Genomic DNA, 19,655 nt, shown 5'->3' with positions numbered 1-19,655 from the left:
TTCATGGGGCGCGTAAAAGAGCCCCGACATTGCCTCAGGATGAGTTCTGGTCGAGCGGCCGTAAAACTTGCCCAAATTGATCGGACCGCGATAGCCTGAATTCGACCGCGCCGGTCCGCGTCATGCAACAGCGTTTTTACACGACCAAGACCCATTGCCGACATGCCTCCCATAACTCTAGGCGTTGCCATTGGTGAAGCCGGCTTCCCTTTGTCGCAAAGCTAACGGCGCGGCGGTCGCAGGGTGGCCGCATTGCTGAGTTCAAATTCAACCGCCGTGGCGTGCCTGAGAAGGCAAGCTACGATCTCCTCGGTGCGTTCGGGCGAGCGCCGTCGCGGTGTTGGCGTTATGGTAAGAGCGCCACGAGCTATGCCAAAAGAAGACCGGATCATCACGGATACGGGGCTTGCGCCAGGAATGAGGGATATTGCGCGTTCTGCAAAGCCCTTCGATCGGGCCACCGCAACCTCCTGCAAGATTGCTTCCGTCGATAGGCCGTAACGAGAGAAACGCGATCGGTTTTTGGCGAGCACTTCGCGCGCCGCGTCGGTTTGCATGCTGGATAGGATCGCAATTCCGGCGTTGGAAACGCCAAGGGGGCGGCGTTCACCGACATCCCAAGCGAGGGCCTGGATAGGGTAGGTTCCGAGCTGCCTTGCGACGCAGACCGTCTCAAGTCCCACCCAGCGTGTGAAAAAGCCGGTGTCACCAAGTTCACGGACGGCAGCCCGCAGATGAGGACTAACGATATCGAGTAGGGGATCCCGTATTCGCCGCGAAAGCGCCAGCAGTGGTATCTGCTCGCCAATCAGATATCGTTGAGACCCTTGTCGCCTCTCAACGATGCCTTCCGCAATCAAGACGCTCAGTATGCGATGTGTCGTTGGGCGAGTTAGTTCCGCCTGTTTCGCAATTTCGGTGAGTCCTAGGCCAGCCTCGCGGGCAGTTGCCAGGATCCGCAACACAGCCACTGCTCTCTGAATGCTTTGCGTTCCGCCCGGCAAATCGACGGATGCGGCGCCGGCGGTATGGCGAGAGCCACGAGCTGTCATGGGATGCGCCTTGAAGAAACGATATTGCTCCCCGGTGAGGTGCCAACCTTACCGTGGCACAGCTCCCCGCAAGTGTCCACGATGTGGAAATTCTCTGCGCTTTTCCATTGCATCGCGGCGCGTTGCGGCAAACTCTGCGCGAAGAACCCGGGGCGACGTAGGCTTACGTGCTAATCATTAGATGGTCGCCTATCTCGCCGAAAGCGAAACAAGACGTCCAAGGGAGAAATGCCATGAACCGGCGCAACTTACTAAGTGTCTCTGCGGGAGTTGCAATTGGGCTGGTATCGCTCGGCGTCACTGTGGGAGCTGCCGCCAAAGCCGCCGAGGTCAAGCTTCTATCTGCCTCTGCATTGCATCCCGCAATTGATGCCCTCATACCGGATTTTGAGAAATCCTCGGGGCACAAGGTAACGGTCGACTACGGAACCGCTGGTGCTGTTGCGGACCGCGTCCAAAAGGGTGAGGCTGCCGACATCATCTTGAGTTCGGTCCAAACGGTCGACCGGCTTGAAGCGCAGGGCAGAATCGTGGCCGGGAACCGCATCGTTATCGCGAAGGTCGGTGTTGGCGCGTTTGTGCGCAAGGGTGCCGCGAAGCCCGATATAAGTTCGGCCGACGCCTTTAAACGCACGATGCTGGTCGCAAGAGCGATCGCTTATCCCGATCCGGCCGGAGGAGGTGCCAGTGGCATCTACGTGGCCAACTTGCTCGAACGAATGGGGATTGCTGGGGAGATGAAGGCCAAGACAAGACTGTCAACGCTTGGAACACTGTATGCGAGCGTGGCCAGCGGGGAAGTCGAGATCGGCTTCAATCAAGTAAGCGAAATCTTGGCTCAACCAACCGTCGAACTTATTGCCCCGTTGCCCCCAGATATACAGAATTACACCCAGTTCGCCCCAGGCATCATTACAGGTAGCAGTCAGGCTGACGCCGCACAAGCGCTGGTCGCATTCCTGTCCATGCCCGCCAGCCGGACCGTTCTGAAGGCAAAGGGTTTCGAATAGCGTCGTGCAGCGTGGAAAGATGCACCTCGGTTGGTGATCCACGGCGGTGGCTTGTCTCCGTTGACAAATGATGAAGGCCCTGCCGGGCGGCGCTCTTGACGAGGTGGACATCAAGAGTCCCTTATCGAGGGTGCTGAATTTGAGCAGCAACGATGCCATGAGCCGTGCACCCTTTTCGGGACAGATCATTATGCGCGATGGACAAGCTAGTCAGACCGCTCGGGGTGCGGCTGCTTATCGTGCCATTCATCAAAAGCTAGAAGGCGGAGCGATCTTCAAAGATCCATTAGCGTCGAGGATAATAGACCAAGAGACAGCCGCTGCCTTAGACGAGATCGCTGCAAACGACTCGCTACGGCCCTGGCGTTTATTTATCGCAGCGCGCAGCCGGTTTTCCGAGGACACGATGGGCGATTGCATCGCATGCGGCGTACGACAGGTCGTAGTGCTGGGGGCAGGCCTCGATACCTTCTCGCTGCGAAATCCCTATGCTCATCTCGGCGTTCGCACTTTCGAGGTCGACTACCCTTCGACACAAATGTGGAAACGCGATCAGATAAGGACCGCAGGTCTCGCGGAGCCGCCGTCGCTTGCTTTCGCACCGGTAGATTTTGAACGAGAAAGCCTCGCGGAGGGGTTAGTAAAAGCGGGGTTCAAACTGAACGAGCAGGCGTTTTTTCAATGGCTTGGCGTAGTGCCTTATCTGACTAAAGATGCGGTCTCCTCCACATTGAAGTTTATTTCCGAGGTGCCGCAGGCAGCCGTGGCTTTCGACTACGTCGAACCATTCCAGAATTATCCTGCTGAGCGCCGCGCCAGCGTCATGGCAACTGCCGCAAGGGCAGCGTCGCGGGGCGAACCCTGGCTCAGCTTTTTTGATCCGATCGAACTGCTGCAACTGCTGCAAGGCGAGCGCTTTAATGTGATAGAAGATCTAGGACTTCCCGAAATAGCCGAGCGGTACTACGGCGTCCTGAGGCGAGATATCGTGTTCGGACCTGGTCCTCACATTGTGCGGGCGCATCGATAGTCCATTGCCAAAGCCAAGCTGGAACACCGTTCGGGCGAATTTCGACTTCCGGTTCTGTGAAGGTTTTCGGATGCCGGCCCCATGAGGGTGTCGCCGCGCGCACGGGGCCGGCGTCCGCAAACCTCCAAGGGAGATGCTATGCAGCAGACGGCGGCGGTGAGGAAGGTAAGGATATGGCATTCATCGGCGCTGATGTGAACCGATGGAGCACCTCATGCAGAAGTTGAACGACCTGAGCCGATCCCTCACGTCCCTCAAACCGGACGGCACGCTGATCGCCGTGATCGAGATGAGCCTGTCGAGCTGGCTCGTTGCGGGATTGTGCCTGGCGTCGAACGCCAGCCGTCGAAGAAGCTTGAGGTCGACGAGAACGCCTTGCTGAAACTGCTCAATCGCTGGCGAGAAGAGGCGCAGAAGAAAGGATACGGAATCGAACGCATCGCGGTCGCTTTCGAGGCCGGCCGTGACGGTTTCTGGCTGGCCCGATGGCTCAGGGCGCGCGGCATCGAGGCGCATGTCATTCACGCATCGAGCGTAGCGGTATCGCGCGAGCACCGGCGCGCCAAGACCGATCGTCTCGACACCGAACTGCTCAAACGCAGCTTTCTCGGCTGGTTGCGTGGCGAGCGTGATCACTGCAAGATGGTCGCGATCCCGACAATCAAGGACGAAGATGCCAAGCGCCCCAACCGTGAGCGCGAGAGCCTCATCGGAGAACAAAGTACGGATCGTCAACCGAATGAAAGCGGCGTTGATCCGGCTCGGCATCCGCGGCTTCAATCCCAAGCTGAAGAAAGCTTCCGAACGCCTTGACGGCTTGCGCTCCCCCGAGGGCGAGCCGATCCCGCCCAACACCCTGGCTGAGCTGCGTCGCGACATGGCGCGCCGGCGGCTCGTCGGCGATCAGATACGGCAGATCGAGGACGCTCGCCTGGAGCGTCTCACGCAAGCGCCCAGTGATGGACCACACGCAATGGTGCGGCTGTTGGCGCGGGTGATCGGGGTTGGTGTCGAGACCGCCGACATGCTGGTGCAGGAGGTACTGTCGCGAAGCATGCGCGACCGACGGGCTGTAGCGCGTTATTCCGGCCTCACCGGCTCGCCCGACGAGAGCGGCAGAAAACGCCGGGAGAAAGGGCTGACCCGTTCCGGCAATGCTCGAGTGAGACGGGGCATGATCCAATTGGCGTGGCGATTTCTCAGGTTCCAGAAGGACAGCGTCTTGGCGCAGTGGTTTCGAAGCCGTACCGAGAACGCCCGCGGGGCGCGCAAGACCATGATCGTGGCCTTGGCGCGCAAGCTACTGATCGCCCTGTGGCGGCTCGTGCGGGAGGGCGTAGTGCCGGACGGCGTCGTTCTGCGGCCGGCATCATAAACACGGAGGTCACTGAAGAAGACCCAACAGTTTCGGCCTTGTCCGTCCGCTGGTGACGGTATCGCCGATGACGGTTCGAGGTGGCGGGGTCCCGACGCGTTTCCTTGGCTTCAATGCCGAAAGGGAGAATGGGTCCGCCGCTTCGGAGCTTCGCTGCCGATGCGCATGACTGCATCATGGTTCGGGTCCTTGGACCCACCGGATACAAGGTTGTGGCGCGATTGATCGCGCCCGCAAGCGGGCTCCCCTCCGATCGTCATCCCGATCGCACCAACCGTGCCGTCGTGCTCGAAGCTGTCAAGGTGTGGCCTGGCAACGGTGGAGCCTGTCGTAAGATTCGCGCGACGGCCAACCTTGACAGCTTCTGCGCGCGCCAGCGCAAGCGAAGTGCGGGTCGGGACGAAGAAACGGCTCTCAGATCGAACAAAGAAAGTGACGAAGGAAAAAAGATGCGCCGACCTATCGCCTCTTGAAATGCCGCCTCCTTGACAAAAGCCCATACAAGGAAACCGCGGGAGTGGGCACGTAGGTGGCGCGGCGTGGGCTATGGGGATTTGAGTGCCGCGGCTGAGGTGTGTGATTGGAGCTGAGCCGGTTCAGCAAGTTCGCCTGCGGTAAAGCGGCTCATGAATGAGCGGCGAGTCGGGTGGAACGTCGTGAACTGCCGAACGATTTGGGGCGGCAGCTTTATGTCTTGGCGCGCTTTTCCGTGGCCGGTGGAGAGCCGGCGAGTACGACAAGCAGATTTGCCGGATAGAGACGCGGTCATGAGGTGTCGACCCTGATCACGATCGTTGGAGCTGTCGGCCGATACCGCGGCGTGGCACCGCGCTCGAAGACCTCAATGAGGACCATGCGACCGCCGCAGCATGGACAACTCGGCTTGGTTTGACCGGCGGCGGCAGCGGTGGGCTGGCCGTCAGGGATTGCAACGGCGAGCAGCTCACGCGCGCGTGCGATATTGTCGGCGCGCGTGCCACTGGCGAGTAGCCCATAGTGGCGGATGCGGTGGAAGCCTTGCGGCAGCACGTGGATCAGGAATCTGCGGATGAACTCGGCGGTGGCCAGTGTCATGACCTTCCGGCGGTCGCGACCTTCGGCGCGATAATCCTTCCATCGAAAGGTGACGCTGTGCCCGTCGACCGCAATCAGCCTGCTGTTGGCGATGGCGACGCGGTGGGTATAGCGCGACAGATAGGCCAGCACGGCCTGTGGTCCGCCGAACGGGCGCTTGGCATAGACGACCCATTCGGATCGTCGTAGCGGCGCCAGATACGCCGCGAACGCCTGCGGGTCGGCGAGAACGGCATGATCACCAAAGAACTTCAGATGGCTGGCTTTGTGGGCCACGATCAGCTTCTCCAGGAACAGCCGCCGGAACAGGCGCGAGAGCACGCGCACTGGCAGGAAGAAGCCGGGCCGGCACGCCACCCAACGCTCGCCGTCGAGCGAGATGCCGCCGCCCGGCACGATCATGTGGACGTGCGGGTGATGGGTCATGGCCGAGCCCCAGGTATGGAGAACCGAGGTGATGCCGATCCGGGCGCCCAGATGCTTCGGATCGGCGGCGATCGTCAGCATCGTCTCGGCCGAAGCCTTGAACAGCAGGCCATAGACCACAGCCTTGTTCTGGTAGGCGATATCGGCGATGGCCGCCGGCAGCGTGAACACCACGTGATAGTACGGCACCGGCAACAGATCGGCTTCGCGCGCGGCCAGCCAGTTCTTTGCCGCGGCACCTTGGCACTTCGGGCAATGCCGGTTGCGGCAGGAGTTGTACGAGATCTGGCTATGGGCGCAGTCCTCGCAGCGCGCGACATGGCCGCCGAGAGCTGCCGTGCGGCAGTTCTCGATCGCCGACATCACCTTCAACTGGCTGAGGCTGACATGGCCGGCATGGGCCCGGCGCCATGCCGGGCCGTGGCCGCGGAAGATGTCCGCGACCTCCAGCGATGGACGCGACACGAGGAGCCTCGCGTCAGGCGGGCGGCTCAGCCCTCTCGACCTTGCGGGCGATATGCTCCAGCGGGCTTATGACTTGTTGGATCGTCTTGGTGGCGACGCGGGTATAGAGTGCCGTGCTATCGAGCTTGGCGTGACCGAGCAGCACCTGGATCACCCTGATGTCGATGTTCTGCTCAAGCAGATGGGTGGCGAAGCTGTGCCGCAAGGTGTGCAGCGAGACGCGCTTGTCGATCTCGGCTGTTTGGGCTGCGGCATGACAGGCGCGATTGAGCTGGCGCGTCGTCATCGGCTGCACGCGGTCGCGCCCCGGGAACAGCCAGCCCTGCGGTCGCGCAGCCTTCCACCAGGCACGCAGCAGTTCAAGCAGATGTGGAGACAGCATCACGTAGCGGTCTTTACGTCCTTTGCCTTGTTCGACGCGGATGACCATGCGCTTGCTGTCGATGTCGCCAATCTTGAGTGAGATCACCTCGGCGGCGCGCAGACCCGCGCCATAAGCCACGCTCAGAGCCGCCTTGTACTTGAGGCCCGGCGCGGCATCGAGCAGCCGCGCCACTTCCTCCGCGCTGAGCACGACCGGCAGCTTGCGGGGCTCGTGGAGGAACGTCGTGTGCTCGATGATGTCGGAACGCCTCAGTGTGACCCTGAAGAAGAACCGCAATGCAGCCACGGTGTGGTTGAGTATCGGGATGTGCACGCCGTTCGCCGCCAGATGCAGCTGAAAGCGCCGGACGTCCTCAAAGCTCGCCGTGTCGGGCGACCGGCCGAGGAACGCAGCAAAATCCCTGATGGTGCGGATGTAGCCTTGTTGGGTCTTTGGCGCTAACTTGCGGATCGTCATGTCTTCGATCATGCGCCGGCGTAACGGGCTCATGGCCTGGTCGGTCATGGGGATGCTCCTGTCTTGAGTGAGGTTGTCGAAACCCCTCGATCTCAAGACAGGACGCCCCGTTGCGCTATCCCATTGGCCCCGACGCCCGCCGCAGTGCCCTACCGCGCGAGCGGTTTAGTCCTTTGGCCCATCGCTTCCGTTGGCGTGCTGCAGCTTTATTTCGGCTCACAGGGGTAGACCGGAAGTTTGCATCCGAGCGCCAAACCGACGCGAATGACCCAAAGAGACATTCGACGAAGAAAGACTGTGGGCGTTCGCCGACATCCTGAAGCCTCACGCCTTCAATGACGATCGGCTATAAGGCGATCGTGTTCGAAGCTCACTGACAAAACAAAGAATCAATGATTGTTAACAAGCGGCGTTCCCGAGTGTGCAGAGCAGCATACAACGGAACAGCGTCATCAATTTAGGGTGATTTTTTGGGTAGGTCGGAACTACTCTGTGGCGCATTTTATGGGTCGAGCGTCGCCTTCTGGCCTCTTCTGAGACATGCCGCCGGCTAGGTAAAATGTCCGCGTTCATCGGCAAAGCCGACAACGTGGTGCTCGCACCGAGTTCTTCTCAGTTCGACCCGATTTGTCATTTCGGCCCCTGATGGCTCCATTGGTAGATTGAATGCCGGCCATCCTGGGCGGTAAACTGGCCGCGCGTATGCGGATTGACACGCCAACTGTCGCCCCGGTCCCGAAGCTGGGTCGGGGCAAACAATCCGCGCGAGGCCGCCATGCAGCAAGTTGCGGACTGGCTTAAAAAGCTCGGCATGTCCGAGTACGCCGAACGCTTTGCCGAAAACGGTGTCGACCTCAGCGTGCTCCGCGATTTGACGGATCAGGATCTTAAGGACCTCGGGGTCTTGCTCGGCCATCGCCGCAAGATGCTACGTGCGATAGCCGAACTGGATGGCGTCGACAACGGAACACCCAAGCCTACTGCTGCAACTCTTCAACCGAACGATACCGCCGAGTTCCGCCAAGTCACAGTGATGTTCTCGGACCTTGTGGGGTCGACGGCGCTCTCCGCCCGCATGGACGCGGAGGACCTGCGCGAAGTAATTTCGGCGTATCAGAACTGCGTCGCCGAAACTGTGAGCCGCTTCGGCGGGTTCGTGGCGAAGTTCATGGGCGACGGCGTGCTGATCTACTTCGGCTACCCGCAGGCTCACGAAGATGACGCAGAGCGAGCGGTACGCGCGGGGCTGGAGTTGGTGAGTGCCGTAAGTAATCAAAAGACCCGGGCGGTACTGCAGACGCGGGTCGGCATTGCCACCGGGCTAGTAGTGGTCGGCGACCTGATCGGGTCGGGCTCTGCTCAGGAGCAGGCAATCGTTGGCGAGACGCCGAACCATGCGGCACGCTTGCAGGGCATTGCAGAACCGAACACGGTCGTTATTGCCGAAAATACCCGCAAGCTGCTCGGCAATCTATTCGAGCTTGAGGACCTCGGAGTAAAGGATCTGAAGGGCATACCGGTGCCTGCCAATGCCTGGGCGGCACTGCGACCGGCTTCAGTTGAAAGCCGCTTCGAGGCTTTTCACGCGACCGGGGTGACGGAACTTATCGGGCGGGAAGAAGAACTCGAACTGCTGCTACGGCGCTGGTCGAAGACAAAAGCCGGCGAAGGCCAAGTCGTGTTGCTTTCGGGCGAGCCCGGCATTGGCAAATCGCGGCTCACGGCTGCGCTTTTGGAACGCCTTGCCGGCGAGCCGCACACGCGCCTGCGCTATTTCTGTTCTCCACAGCATACCGACAGCGCGCTCTATCCCTTCATCCACCAGATGGAACGTGCCGCCGGACTCGCGTACGACGACTCCCCGCAAGCGAAGCTCGACAAACTCGACGCACTGCTCGCGCAGACTTCGACGTCAGCCCAGGACGCGGCACTCTTTGCCGAGATGCTGTCGCTCGCGAACGATGACCGCTATCCGGTGATCGAGCTGACACCGCAGCAACGCCGGCAACGAACGCTGGAAGCACTCGCCGCCCAACTAGAGACGCTAGTGCGAGCGAATCCGGTGCTAATGATCTTCGAGGATGTGCACTGGATCGACCCGACGAGTCTGGAAGTGCTTGGTCGGGTGGTGGACCAGATTCCGACCTTGCGCGTGTTGCTGAGCGTGACGTTTCGGCCGGAATTCAATCCACCCTGGATCGGCCGGTCTTACGTGACCGCCCTCACCATCAATCGGTTAGGTCAGCGCGACATCGATGCCATAATCGAGCATCTTGTCGGCAACAAGGGTCTGCCGGCAAGCATCCGGCAGGATATCATCGAGCGCACCGACGGCATTCCCCTTTTCGTGGAGGAAATGACCAAGGCTGTGATGGAGTCGGAGGGCGAGGGCGAAGCGCGGCGGACAGCCAGCGCGGTTCCGCCCCCGGCGCTGGCGGTCCCCGCAAGCCTGCACGCGTCGCTTATGGCGCGGCTCGACCGGCTCGGCGCGGCCAAGGAGGTGGCGCAGGTCGGGGCGGCGATCGGGCGCCAGTTCTCCTACGCCCTGCTGGCTTCGGTGGTGCGCCAGCGCGAACCAGAGCTGGGATCGGCGTTGGACCGTCTCATTGCGGCTGGCTTGCTGTTCCGGCAGGGCGCGCCGCCGCGTGCGACCTACCTGTTCAAGCATGCCCTGGTGCAGGACACGGCTTATGGCACTCTTTTACGCAGTCAACGCCAGGAGTTGCATGCCCGTATCGCCAAGGTGCTCGAACAAGAATTCCAGGAGACGATCGGGGCGCAGCCAGAGACTTTAGCTCATCACTACTCCCAGGCAGGCCTGGTCGATCTCGCGATCGAGTTTTGGAGACGCGCCGGAGCGCGCAGCGCAGACCGATCTGCTCATCACGAGGCGGTCGGTCATTTCGGATGCGCGCTCGATTTAGTGGGAAAGCTGCCGCCGAGCCATCAGCGCGATGAGCGTGAGCTGGGTCTGATGCTTGCTCTCGCGGTATCCCTGATCGCGGTCCACGGCTTTGGGTCGATACGTTTGGAGGAGTGTGCTGTTCGGGCCAAGGAACTTTCGGACAAGCTCGACGAGTCGCAGAGTCGCTTCGCCGCGCAACGGATCGCATGGAATTCCAGCCTGATGCGCCAGCCGCTTCCGAGGACGGCGGCTTTGGCAAGAGACTTGGTCGGCTTGGCAGAAGAAGACGGGAATCCGGCAAAACTCGCCGTGGCGCATCGGGCATCTGGCTACTCGCTACTTATTGCAGGCGAATTCCGAGAGGCCGCCGAAATGCTTGCTCAGGGAGCGACTATCGCCGACACAATTCCGGAGGGCGAATTCGCGATTTATGGCGAGCATCCAAGTATGGTTTGCCGAGCCTATGGCGGGCAGGTAAAAATCTTGATGGGTTTCCCCGAATCCGGGATGAGGCTGATTGAGGCGGCCGTAGCGCATGCGCGCCAGCAAAATAACGCGCACAGCCTTGCCTGGGCGCTCGGCGTTGCCGCGCACGTTTCTCAGTCACAGCACGAGCCTGCGGCAACGGCCCGCTTCGCATCGGAAGCCATTGAGACAGCGCGCGAGCACCGCATGCCCCAATGGCTGGCTCTCGGTGAGCGATGCAAAGGCTGGGCAATTCATCAGCTCGGCGATTTCGAGGGCGGCCTGAATCTCCTGCGACAGGGCGTGAGGCGATGGTACGAAACCGGAGCCGTCCTGCACACTACCCACGCCGAGATCTGCTTGGCGGAGAGTTTTCTCGTGCAAGGTCACGCCGTGGCGGCGCGGTCCTATTTGTCAGCCGCGCGAGCGCATTGCGCGAGTTTTGGCGAAAACTATCTCGCGGCGGAAATGGATCGGCTGGACGCTTTGTTGTTTCAGTGCGAGGGCGCACCTACTGACATGGTAGAAGAATGCCTGGCCAAGGCCATAGAAACGGCCCGCCAGCAGGGAGCTAGACTTTTTGAGCTCCGTTCCGCCACAGCGTTAGCCCGGGTAATAGCCGAACACCATGAACGGAAGGCACGCGACATTCTCGCGCCAATTTACAATTGGTTCACCGAGGGGTTAGGTACTTCGGACCTGAAAGACGCAAAGGCGCTCCTCGATCGGTTGAAGTGATGCAGTTTGTTCAGCTCTTCGCCGGCTCACATTTGTTCCTCCGCATCTGCGCATCGCCGGTCCACGCTGGCGCCGCCACGACTCCGCGCCAATGTGGGTCATCCAGGCTACCCCGGGTCCAACGCTCAACCGGGCTCTCGCGCACCGCACTTGCTCTCGCTCGCACCGTTTCATTCAGTGCGGGTCGGTGCATTCAAAAACCGATCCAAACTCGCAATGACTGCTTATGAACCCGGAAGCGAAATCGGCGCACGCCTTATCGAGGTCCGCTTAGTCGGGCACAGCGGACGAGATTTGCCCACGCTGAGTTCTTCGCATTCTGACGCCGAGCAAACATTTCGAAGGCGCAGAAGAAGCGAATTAAGCATTTGACTGCAACCACTCTGAGAAGGTTCGGATGGTCTTCGCGCGCGGATGGCTTGGCCTACTGACCACATGGAAACTATAGCCAGACAAGCTCAACTTGAACGCTTTCACGAGCGTACCGGCGGCGAGTTCGTGTGCGACGAGCACATCACTGAAAATCCCGACTCCCTGCCCCGCGATCACCGCCTCGATGGCGTGCAGTTCCTCCCGGAAACTCAAGTGCTGCATATCCTTGAATTGGGGCACTTCGCGCCACCTGCGCTGGGCCACGGCAAACCATCTCTGCCATGTGGGCGGCTCACGATCGGCCGGCGACCAATAGGAGTGAATCAAAACGTGGTTTGCGAGGTCGACTGGTCTCTTCAGGCGTCCCGTTGAAAGCAAACGTGGATTGCAGACGGGCCAGAATGTATCGCTGAAGAGATCATTGATGATCCCGTCCGTCGGCAGTACTCGGCTAGTCGCATAACGAATGGCGACATCGCCATCGCCGGCGTGCAGATCGAGCACGGTGTCCGTGCCGATGACTTCCAGCGGCACATCGGGATGCAACTTCCGCCACGCGGGCAGGCGGGGCACGAGCCAGCGGCTGGCGAAAGCATTCGTTGTCGTCACCCGAAGAGGCTGTTGGTCGGTATCCCGCCTGACGGCCGCGATTGCGGCGGCAAACACCTCAAGGCCGCCGCGAATGGCGGGAAACAGCCGCGCTCCGGCATCGGTGAGCGAAAGAGGTCGCGGTCTGCGGCGAAACAGAGCGCGGCCACAATACTGCTCAAGCAGCACGATTTGATGGCTGATCGCGGTTGGCGTCACGCCGAGTTCTGCCGCGGCCTTCTTGAAGCTCAGATGGCGGGCGGCAGCTTCAAAAGCGCGGAGCTCGATCAGGGGCGGCAGCTTGTGCATGCGGCTAGTCTAGATGAAACCAATTCATCTTCACCTGAATTCTTCAGGTTTGCTCCGAGAGGGCCGCCGATTGAAGATATAGCGAGTTGAATTGAGGAGACCGTGTCATGTCGTCCATCACATCTGTCGCGAGCGCCGCCGCCGACCTTAGCGCCTCCTTCGGAGGACAACTGCTCAAGCCAACGGACGAGGGCTACGAGGAGGCGAGAAAGGTCCACAACGGGTTGGTCGACAAACGGCCAGCGTTGATTGCCAGATGCCGCAGTGTGGCCGACGTCGTGGACGCCGTCGCTCTTGTGATCAAGCTCGGCCTCGAGGTCGCGGTTCGTGGCGGCGGCCATAACGTCGCGGGACGCGCGACCATCGACGGCGGGATAATGATCGACCTGTCCCCAATGAGGGGCGTCCATGTCGATGCTGTCGGCAAAACCGTACGCGCGCAGGGCGGGGCGACTTGGGGCGATGTCAATCGCGAGACGCAACTTCACGGCCTCGCGGTCACCGGAGGTGTGGTCTCGACCACGGGTATCGCCGGATTGACCCTCGGCGGAGGACTCGGCTGGCTGATGGGCAAGTACGGCCTGGCATTGGATAATTTGCGCGCTGTCGAACTCGTCACCGCCGATGGCAAGGTCTTGCAGGTTAGCAAGCAAGAGGAACCCGATCTGTTCTGGGCCATCCGCGGCGGCGGCGGAAACTTCGGGATTGCCACCAGTCTCGAATACGACCTTCATGCAGTAGGGCCAATCATTACCGGCGGCCCCATCGTCTACTCTATCGATCGCTCCCGTGACGTGCTCGAATTCTTCCGGGCCAGCACGCGATCGCTACCGGACGAGCACACGCTGTTCGCAACCCTGACGCACGCGCCCGACGGGTCCGGCGCAGAGGTAGCTGCCTTGGTCACCAGCCATTGCGGTCCGGCAGCGGAAGCCGAACGAGCCGTGCGGCCGCTGAAACAATTCGGGGCTCCGATCGTGGACGCAATCGGGCCGATGCCCTATTGCCAGCTCAACAGCATGCTCGATGCCAACTACCCCAGAGGCGCCCTCAACTATTGGAAGTCCAATTTCCTCAGTGAGCTGAGTGATGGTGCGATTGCGACCATGATCGAATGTTTCGCGCGCTGCCCGACGCCCATGGGGCAGCTGCTTCTCGAACACATCCACGGCGCGGCGGCCCGTGTCGATGCAAGGGATACGGCGTTTCCGCATCGGCAGAAAGGCTACAACTTCCTGGTACTCGCGCAATGGATGCAGCCGGACGATACGAGGCAATGCATCTCCTGGGCACGCGAAACCTACGAAGGCATGCGACCCTTCTTCTCCTCCGGTCGGTATGTCAACTATCTCGACGATGACGAGGTGGGCGATCCCGTCGCTGCCGCATATGGACCGAACTACCGGCGTCTGCAGCAGATCAAGGCTAAGTATGATCCGAACAATTTCTTCCGCATGAATCAGAACATCCGGCCGCTGGCCTGATCCAGGTGAGGGCATTTCGTCCCTCTCATCTTGGTTCAGGATGTCAGTGGAAGGCCGCTACGCTGCGGCCCGGTTCTATAGTTGGTCTGGCGTGCTGATCCCGAAGGAGGACTCGAAAATGGCTGTCGTGTGCCGACCCGCTCGCATGGACGACTTAAAGCGAGCCGACGAGATCGTGGTCGCCAGCATCAATGAACTCACTGAACGGCGGGGTTTCGGAAAGATGGCATCCTCTCACCCTCCGAAATTTCGAGCTTTCTCGCTAAGGGACGATACCGAAGGTCTAGCGCCGTGTCATGTTAGCAATCTGTGCGAGAAAAGCACGAAACGTCTTCGTTTGGCCCATTCAAGGCGTCCTACGATCTCCGCCATTCAGTCGCGATCAGCAGTACACCGGACATGTCGCAGACACCGTACTACGGCGGCTTTTTGATCCAACCAAGTCATGCGGTGATGTCCACTTTCAGCTGATTCAGTGCAGGATTGCGTCCCGAACAACTATGGCTTGAACTGGGCAGTCGGCGTGGAGCGCGATATCTTGAGCTCTTCCTCGTTCATGTCGGCAGAGACATCCGCGAAGAGTGGCGTGCTAAGATAACGTTCACCGGTGTCAGGCAGCATGCAAAGAATATTTGCGCCCTTCTCTGCTTGGGCTGCGACCTTCAGCGCACCCGCCATGGTTGCGCCCGAGGTGATGCCGACAAAGATGCCTTCCTTGGTCGCAAGCTCCTTGCTGCATCGAATAGCATCGGGGCCGGGAATCGGCAGAATCTGATTGATGACCTTCATCATAACGGCGTCCCCGGTCAGCTTCGGAATGAAATCAGGTGTCCAGCCCTGCATTGGATGTGGCTTGAAATCCGGATGTGGCGCCGCCGGCGTGCCATCCGGGTTCCGCTGCTGCTCGATACCGCTGCCCAAGAGCTGCGCTTCTTCGGGCTCGCAGACGATGATCTTGGTGTCGGGGCGCTCCTTAGCGAGCACCCGCGCAACACCCTTCAGTGTGCCGCCGGTTCCGTAACCGGTGACCCAATAGTCCAGTCGTTCTCCTGCGAAATCGTCCAGAATCTCGAGCGCCGTGGTTTTGGAGTGGAAGTCGGGATTGGCTTCGTTCTCGAATTGCCGCGTCATGAACCAGCCGTGCGTTTTGGCAAGCTCGATCGTTTTGTTGATCATTCCAATGGCCCGATCGGCCGCAGGCGTCACGACGACCTTCGCACCCAGAAATCGCATGAGCTTGCGGCGCTCGATGCTGAAGGGCTCGGCCATTGTGACCACCAGCGGGTACCCCTTGGCGGCGCAAACCATCGCAAGTCCAATTCCCGTGTTGCCGCTGGTCGCCTCGATGACGGTTTGACCAGGTTTCAGCTCCCCGGATTTCTCTGCGGCTTCGATCACGCCCAGAGCCAGCCGATCCTTGACCGAGCCGAGCGGATTGAAGGCCTCAACCTTCACGAACAAATTGACTCCCGTGGGAGCGAGACGATTGATCCGCACGACGGGTGTATGGCCGACCGTCTCAAGGATGGTTTGATATCTGTGGCCCATGCTACCTCCTGTGTCGTACTTATTCTGGGAAAAGCAAACTGGCGCGGGTTAACCGGCAAAGCATACCCGAACTGAATTTTCCGGCAATCGGGCAGAGCTTGCATACGGCTTCTTTCGCGGACATCAGGCCGGGCCGGCATCGATTCGGGTCGGGGAAATGACCTGAAACGGCTCGTCACGAGACGACTCAGGCGCCTTCGGCGAAATGCAAAACCAAGGCGGCACACATTGGCATTCCCGCCTGACGGGCGCGATTCATGTGTATGGGGGCGATTCTCGACCCCACGCATAGAAGCCAGTGGGATCCGGAAACCCTCCTGAAGGACGGTTCGATCTTGAGCGCGCCGTCCGCCGCTTTGAAGAGGCGAACCAAGTTTTTTCAAACAAAAATGGGCGCCACGACGGATAGCCGATTGGCCGCTTTTGATGCTGTTGTCTAATCGCTGCTGAGGCGTCAAGCATATAATTTCGTTCAGGGGACACTGCCGGGTGCATGGTTGTCTTCGCGGTCGGCATTAGCCGCCGCATGAGGGAGCTTCGCAGGACGAGCCTTCAATGTGGACGACGCACTTTGCTGAGTCAGCAGTGCAACAGCATCAGCGGAATGGCTCGGCTCACGTCTCGGCAGGGACACCTTGGGCGTTCGGGTTCTGAACGCGATCGGGCTTATGCGGTGGCTCCGGCATTCGGATTGAAGAGTTCGCCAGTCTTAAGCATCGTATGCATTATAACCGCCAGTTTGCGCGCCACGGCCACGGCAGCTCTTTTGAAGCCAATCCTCTCCCGGAGCTTCAGACCCCACGTGCGCAGAGTGCTGTCGGTTGAGCTGCGCGTCAGAATGACCGCAGCCGCTTCGTACAGAAGCCCTCGCAAATGGTGGTCGCCCCGTCGGGATATATGGCCGTCATAATCGACTTCTCCGGATTGGTAGCGGCGCGTTGTCAGGCCGATCCAGGCGCCAACAGATCGGGATTTCCTGAAGTTGTCCGGCCTCTCAATGGCTGTTGTGAAGGCGGTTGCGGTGATCGCACCGATGCCGGGAATGGACATAAGGATGCGGCAAGCCTCACTCTGGCGCGCGTCCTGGACCAACTGGCGTCCGAGTTCGGCGGCGCGGATGCGAATGCCACGCCAGGCCTCCAGCATCGGAAGCACGATCGATGCAAGTCCGTCCTGATCGGCAAGAAGGCTCCGGACGTTCTTCTCGAAGGTGCTTCCCTTTCCGGCAGAAACGACCAGACCGAAGGTTTTCATGACGCCGCGGATCTGGTTGGAAAGCTCGGTAGTGATTCGGACCAGCCGCGTCCGCGCTGCGACAAGCGTGCGGGTCAGCATGCTGTCGAATCCCTTCACACGCACCTCACGAAAGAAGCCGACTTCCGTGAGTTGCGCCAGGCCATCGGCGTCGTTTGCGTCCGTCTTATTCGCCGCCATATCGAGCGCCGCTTTAGCATGGCGCGCATCGATGCAGATCGCCGGCAAGCCTTCGGCGCGCAGAGAATGATAGAACCACACCGACAGCGGTCCGGTCTCGAATACGACGCGTTTCACGGATGGCGCCCGCTTGCGGATGAGCTCGGCTATGATTCTGGGATCAGATGCGCACTTGCCGCGCCAGATCCGTTCACCTGCTCGGCGGATCGAGACTGACGTCTCTTTCATCGACACGTCGAGACCGATATATTCTTCCATGGCTGTTCTCCATTCGATGCTTGGGCCCGGCGTCCGGTCGTGAGCCCGTATTTCCATCCTATCGGGGAACAGCCACCAGCTTCCATTGTCGGTTGACCCGGCTTGAGGGGCGACTCGCTCCCGCGATTACCCCATGTGGACGGCTCCTCCACGGGCACGAGAGTGCCAAACAATGGGCGCCGTTTAAGGCTCCCACGATTCGGAGGAGCAGCCTATGCAGTCAATTTCAACGATTGGTCTGGATATCGCGAAGTCGGTCTTTCAAGTGCATGGGGTTGATACAGCCGGCCAGGTGATCATACGCCGTCAGCTCAAGCGCCGTTTCGTGCTGTCCTTCTTTGAGAAGTTGCCGCCGTGCCTAGTCGGGATCGAGGCTTGCGCTTCATCGCACCATTGGTCCCGCGAGCTGCAGGCGTTGGGGCATACGGTGCGACTGATGCCACCGGCCTATGTGAAGCCCTACGTCAAGCGGCAGAAGAACGACAGCACCGACGCGGAGGCTATCTGCGAGGCGGTCACAAGGCCCAACATGCGGTTCGTGCCGACCAAGACGATCGAGCAACAGAGCTGTCTGATGCTTCATCGCGTGCGCCATCTCTTCATTCGCCAGCAGACTGCCGTCATCAACTCGATCCGCGCATATCTGGCTGAGTTCGGGATTGTTGCCCCCGTCGGGCGCAGGGGTGTGGAACAGCTGTTGGAAGTCGTCGCCGATCCAGCCGACCGCCGGGTCCCGGAGGTGGCCCGCGCGTGTCTTGCGGCTCTCGGCGGTCAGTTGCGGGGACTGAAGGCTCAGATCCTGGAGTTCGATAAGGGCATTATGGCCTGGCATCGATCAAACGCGACGAGCAAGCGACTGGATGCGATCCCTGGCGTCGGTCCAGCACTGGCAACGGCGCTAGTCGCAAGCGTTGCCGATGCCAAGACCTTCCGATCGGGGCGGGACTTCTCGGCTTGGGTCGGGCTCGTGCCGAAGCAGAACTCGAGTGGGGGCAAGGACAAGCTTGGCCGTATCAGCAAGCAAGGCGATCGCTATTTACGCAGCCTATTCACAGCGGGCGCACTCGCCGTGATCCGCTATGCCAAGATCCATGGCACAAGCCATCGGCCTTGGCTCACTGCGTTGTTGGCACGGCGCCCCACCAAGGTCGCAGCCATCGCACTCGCCAATAAGCTCGCCAGGATGTCATGGGCGATGATGGCCAGGAACGAACCCTACAAGGAACCCGCCGGCCTTACGGCGTGAACGAGATCACAGCCGGTCATCCGGCTGTGACGTAACGGTTGGAAGGGCGAACAGCACTAATGCAGCGCCGGTCGATCCGGCGATCAGGACAACCCACATGGGCCAGGGCATCTTCGAATGCGTGCTTTTGATCGGGACCTGATCCGCGGAGGGCATTATGGCCAGCGGTGATGAGTACCGCACAAGAAGGCCGAACACATGGCTGCTCCGACCAACGCCGCAAGTGAAGATTCTCCTTGCCAACCCGGAGCCAATGGTATGGACCCCGCCCTTGCCGCGGTGGAATCTCAAGCGTCAACTGCAGCGAAGGAGGATGTTATGCAGGTCGTTCGGATAGGTCTAGATCTGGCGAAGTATGTCTTCGAAGTTCACGGCGTCGACAACCACGGGAAAGTCGTTGTGCGAAAGAGGTTACGTCGCGATGCGGTGGCCGGCTTTTTCGCCAATTTACCGGCCTGCCTGGTCGGCATGGAGGCTTCCAACGGGGCACACTATTGGGCTCGCGTGCTCACGGAGCTTGGCCATCAGGTCCGACTAATCAGCCCTCAGTTCGTGACACCATACGTCAAGTCGAACAAAAACGACCAGAACGATGCGGAAGCCATCTGCGAAGCGGTCGGTCGTCCGTCCATGCGCTTCGTGCCACCGAAATCAACCGATCAGCTGGCGGTACAGGCCGTCCACCGCATTCGCCGGCGCCTGGTCGCCGATCGAGTCAGGCTCGTCAATCAGATTCGCGGTCTTCTGTCCGAGCATGGGATTGTCATTGCCCGTGACATCGCGCAGCTGCGGCGTGGCCTCGCGGTCATCGTAGGAAACATCAATGACGACCTCAGCGAGATGCTCCGAGCGCTCATGAGGGAACTGCAAGAGGAGTTGTCCGAGCTTGATACCCGCATTGCAGCCTATGACCGGCGGATAAGGGAAATCTTCCGTACGAGTGAGCAGTGCCAGCGGCTCGGCAAAATCGAAGGCGTCGGACCTGTGACAGCAACAGCCTTGGTCGCCGCCGTGGGCGATAGAAGCTGTTTCAAG

14 protein-coding genes are annotated in these 19,655 nt (G+C 60.3%); 8 read left to right on the top strand and 6 right to left on the bottom strand.

Going from position 1 to position 19,655, the window contains the following annotated elements:
* Nucleotides 1-221: 221 nt before the first annotated feature.
* Complete coding sequence (locus IVB36_RS39830) at nt 222-1,052, bottom strand: helix-turn-helix domain-containing protein (protein WP_247369510.1); 831 nt, start codon at nt 1,050-1,052, stop codon at nt 222-224.
* A gap of 233 nt (nt 1,053-1,285) precedes the next feature.
* On the opposite strand from IVB36_RS39830, the gene modA reads away from it, so the two are divergent.
* The 4 genes from modA (at nt 1,286) to IVB36_RS39810 (ending at nt 4,467) form a co-directional block, all read left to right on the top strand.
* Nucleotides 1,286-2,062: a molybdate ABC transporter substrate-binding protein gene (gene modA, locus IVB36_RS39825; protein ID WP_247369508.1), complete on the top strand. Its 777-nt coding sequence runs from the start codon at nt 1,286-1,288 to the stop codon at nt 2,060-2,062.
* 67 nt (nt 2,063-2,129) lie between these two features.
* A complete protein-coding gene (locus IVB36_RS39820) occupies nt 2,130-3,092 on the top strand; it encodes an SAM-dependent methyltransferase (RefSeq protein ID WP_247395181.1) in 963 nt (320 codons plus the stop codon).
* A 375-nt stretch (nt 3,093-3,467) separates the two neighbouring features.
* Nucleotides 3,468-3,905 carry a hypothetical protein gene (locus IVB36_RS39815; RefSeq protein WP_247395180.1) on the top strand — a complete coding sequence of 146 codons (438 nt, stop codon included), beginning with the start codon at nt 3,468-3,470 and terminating at the stop codon, nt 3,903-3,905.
* Nucleotides 3,832-4,467 carry a transposase gene (locus IVB36_RS39810; protein WP_247395178.1) on the top strand — a complete coding sequence of 212 codons (636 nt, stop codon included), beginning with the start codon at nt 3,832-3,834 and terminating at the stop codon, nt 4,465-4,467. Before IVB36_RS39815 ends, IVB36_RS39810 begins: the two co-directional genes overlap by 74 nt.
* A gap of 765 nt (nt 4,468-5,232) precedes the next feature.
* Here the strand turns inward: IVB36_RS39810 and IVB36_RS39805 are convergent.
* Both IVB36_RS39805 and IVB36_RS39800 read right to left on the bottom strand, forming a co-directional pair.
* A complete protein-coding gene (locus IVB36_RS39805) occupies nt 5,233-6,432 on the bottom strand; it encodes an IS91 family transposase (protein WP_247395177.1) in 1,200 nt (399 codons plus the stop codon).
* A gap of 13 nt (nt 6,433-6,445) precedes the next feature.
* Nucleotides 6,446-7,321, bottom strand: coding sequence for a site-specific integrase (locus IVB36_RS39800; RefSeq protein WP_247369502.1), 876 nt, complete (start codon nt 7,319-7,321; stop codon nt 6,446-6,448).
* Between the two features lie 727 nt (nt 7,322-8,048).
* Here IVB36_RS39800 and IVB36_RS39795 point away from each other — a divergent pair.
* Nucleotides 8,049-11,381: an adenylate/guanylate cyclase domain-containing protein gene (locus IVB36_RS39795; protein WP_247395175.1), complete on the top strand. Its 3,333-nt coding sequence runs from the start codon at nt 8,049-8,051 to the stop codon at nt 11,379-11,381.
* Between the two features lie 360 nt (nt 11,382-11,741).
* Here the strand turns inward: IVB36_RS39795 and IVB36_RS39790 are convergent, their stop codons facing one another.
* Nucleotides 11,742-12,650 (bottom strand): LysR substrate-binding domain-containing protein, encoded by a 909-nt coding sequence (locus IVB36_RS39790; RefSeq protein WP_247395174.1) that lies wholly within the window; start codon nt 12,648-12,650, stop codon nt 11,742-11,744.
* Nucleotides 12,651-12,757: 107 nt separating this feature from the next.
* On the opposite strand from IVB36_RS39790, the gene IVB36_RS39785 reads away from it, so the two are divergent.
* Entirely contained in the window at nt 12,758-14,134 is a 1,377-nt protein-coding gene (locus tag IVB36_RS39785; protein ID WP_247395173.1) for an FAD-binding oxidoreductase, read from the top strand.
* Between the two features lie 498 nt (nt 14,135-14,632).
* On the opposite strand, the gene cysK is transcribed toward IVB36_RS39785, so the two are convergent.
* Both cysK and IVB36_RS39775 read right to left on the bottom strand, forming a co-directional pair.
* Entirely contained in the window at nt 14,633-15,682 is a 1,050-nt protein-coding gene (cysK, locus tag IVB36_RS39780) for a cysteine synthase A (RefSeq protein ID WP_247395172.1), read from the bottom strand.
* 666 nt (nt 15,683-16,348) lie between these two features.
* Nucleotides 16,349-17,374 carry an IS110 family transposase gene (locus IVB36_RS39775; RefSeq protein ID WP_247395171.1) on the bottom strand — a complete coding sequence of 342 codons (1,026 nt, stop codon included), beginning with the start codon at nt 17,372-17,374 and terminating at the stop codon, nt 16,349-16,351.
* 214 nt (nt 17,375-17,588) lie between these two features.
* Here IVB36_RS39775 and IVB36_RS39770 point away from each other — a divergent pair, with 214 nt between their 5' ends.
* Both IVB36_RS39770 and IVB36_RS39765 read left to right on the top strand, forming a co-directional pair.
* On the top strand, nt 17,589-18,620 hold the full coding sequence (locus tag IVB36_RS39770) for an IS110 family transposase (RefSeq protein ID WP_247395170.1): 1,032 nt from the start codon (nt 17,589-17,591) through the stop codon (nt 18,618-18,620).
* A gap of 198 nt (nt 18,621-18,818) precedes the next feature.
* Nucleotides 18,819-19,655: IS110 family transposase (locus IVB36_RS39765; RefSeq protein WP_247395169.1), on the top strand; the 837-nt coding region annotated here is incomplete at its 3' end.

Origin of the sequence: Bradyrhizobium sp. 35, from assembly GCF_023073215.1 — a bacterium.
GTDB classification, from domain to species: Bacteria; Pseudomonadota; Alphaproteobacteria; order Rhizobiales; family Xanthobacteraceae; genus Bradyrhizobium; species Bradyrhizobium canariense_D.
Note: the sequence above shows the minus strand (reverse complement) of the source record. Positions and strands in the feature narration are given on the sequence as shown.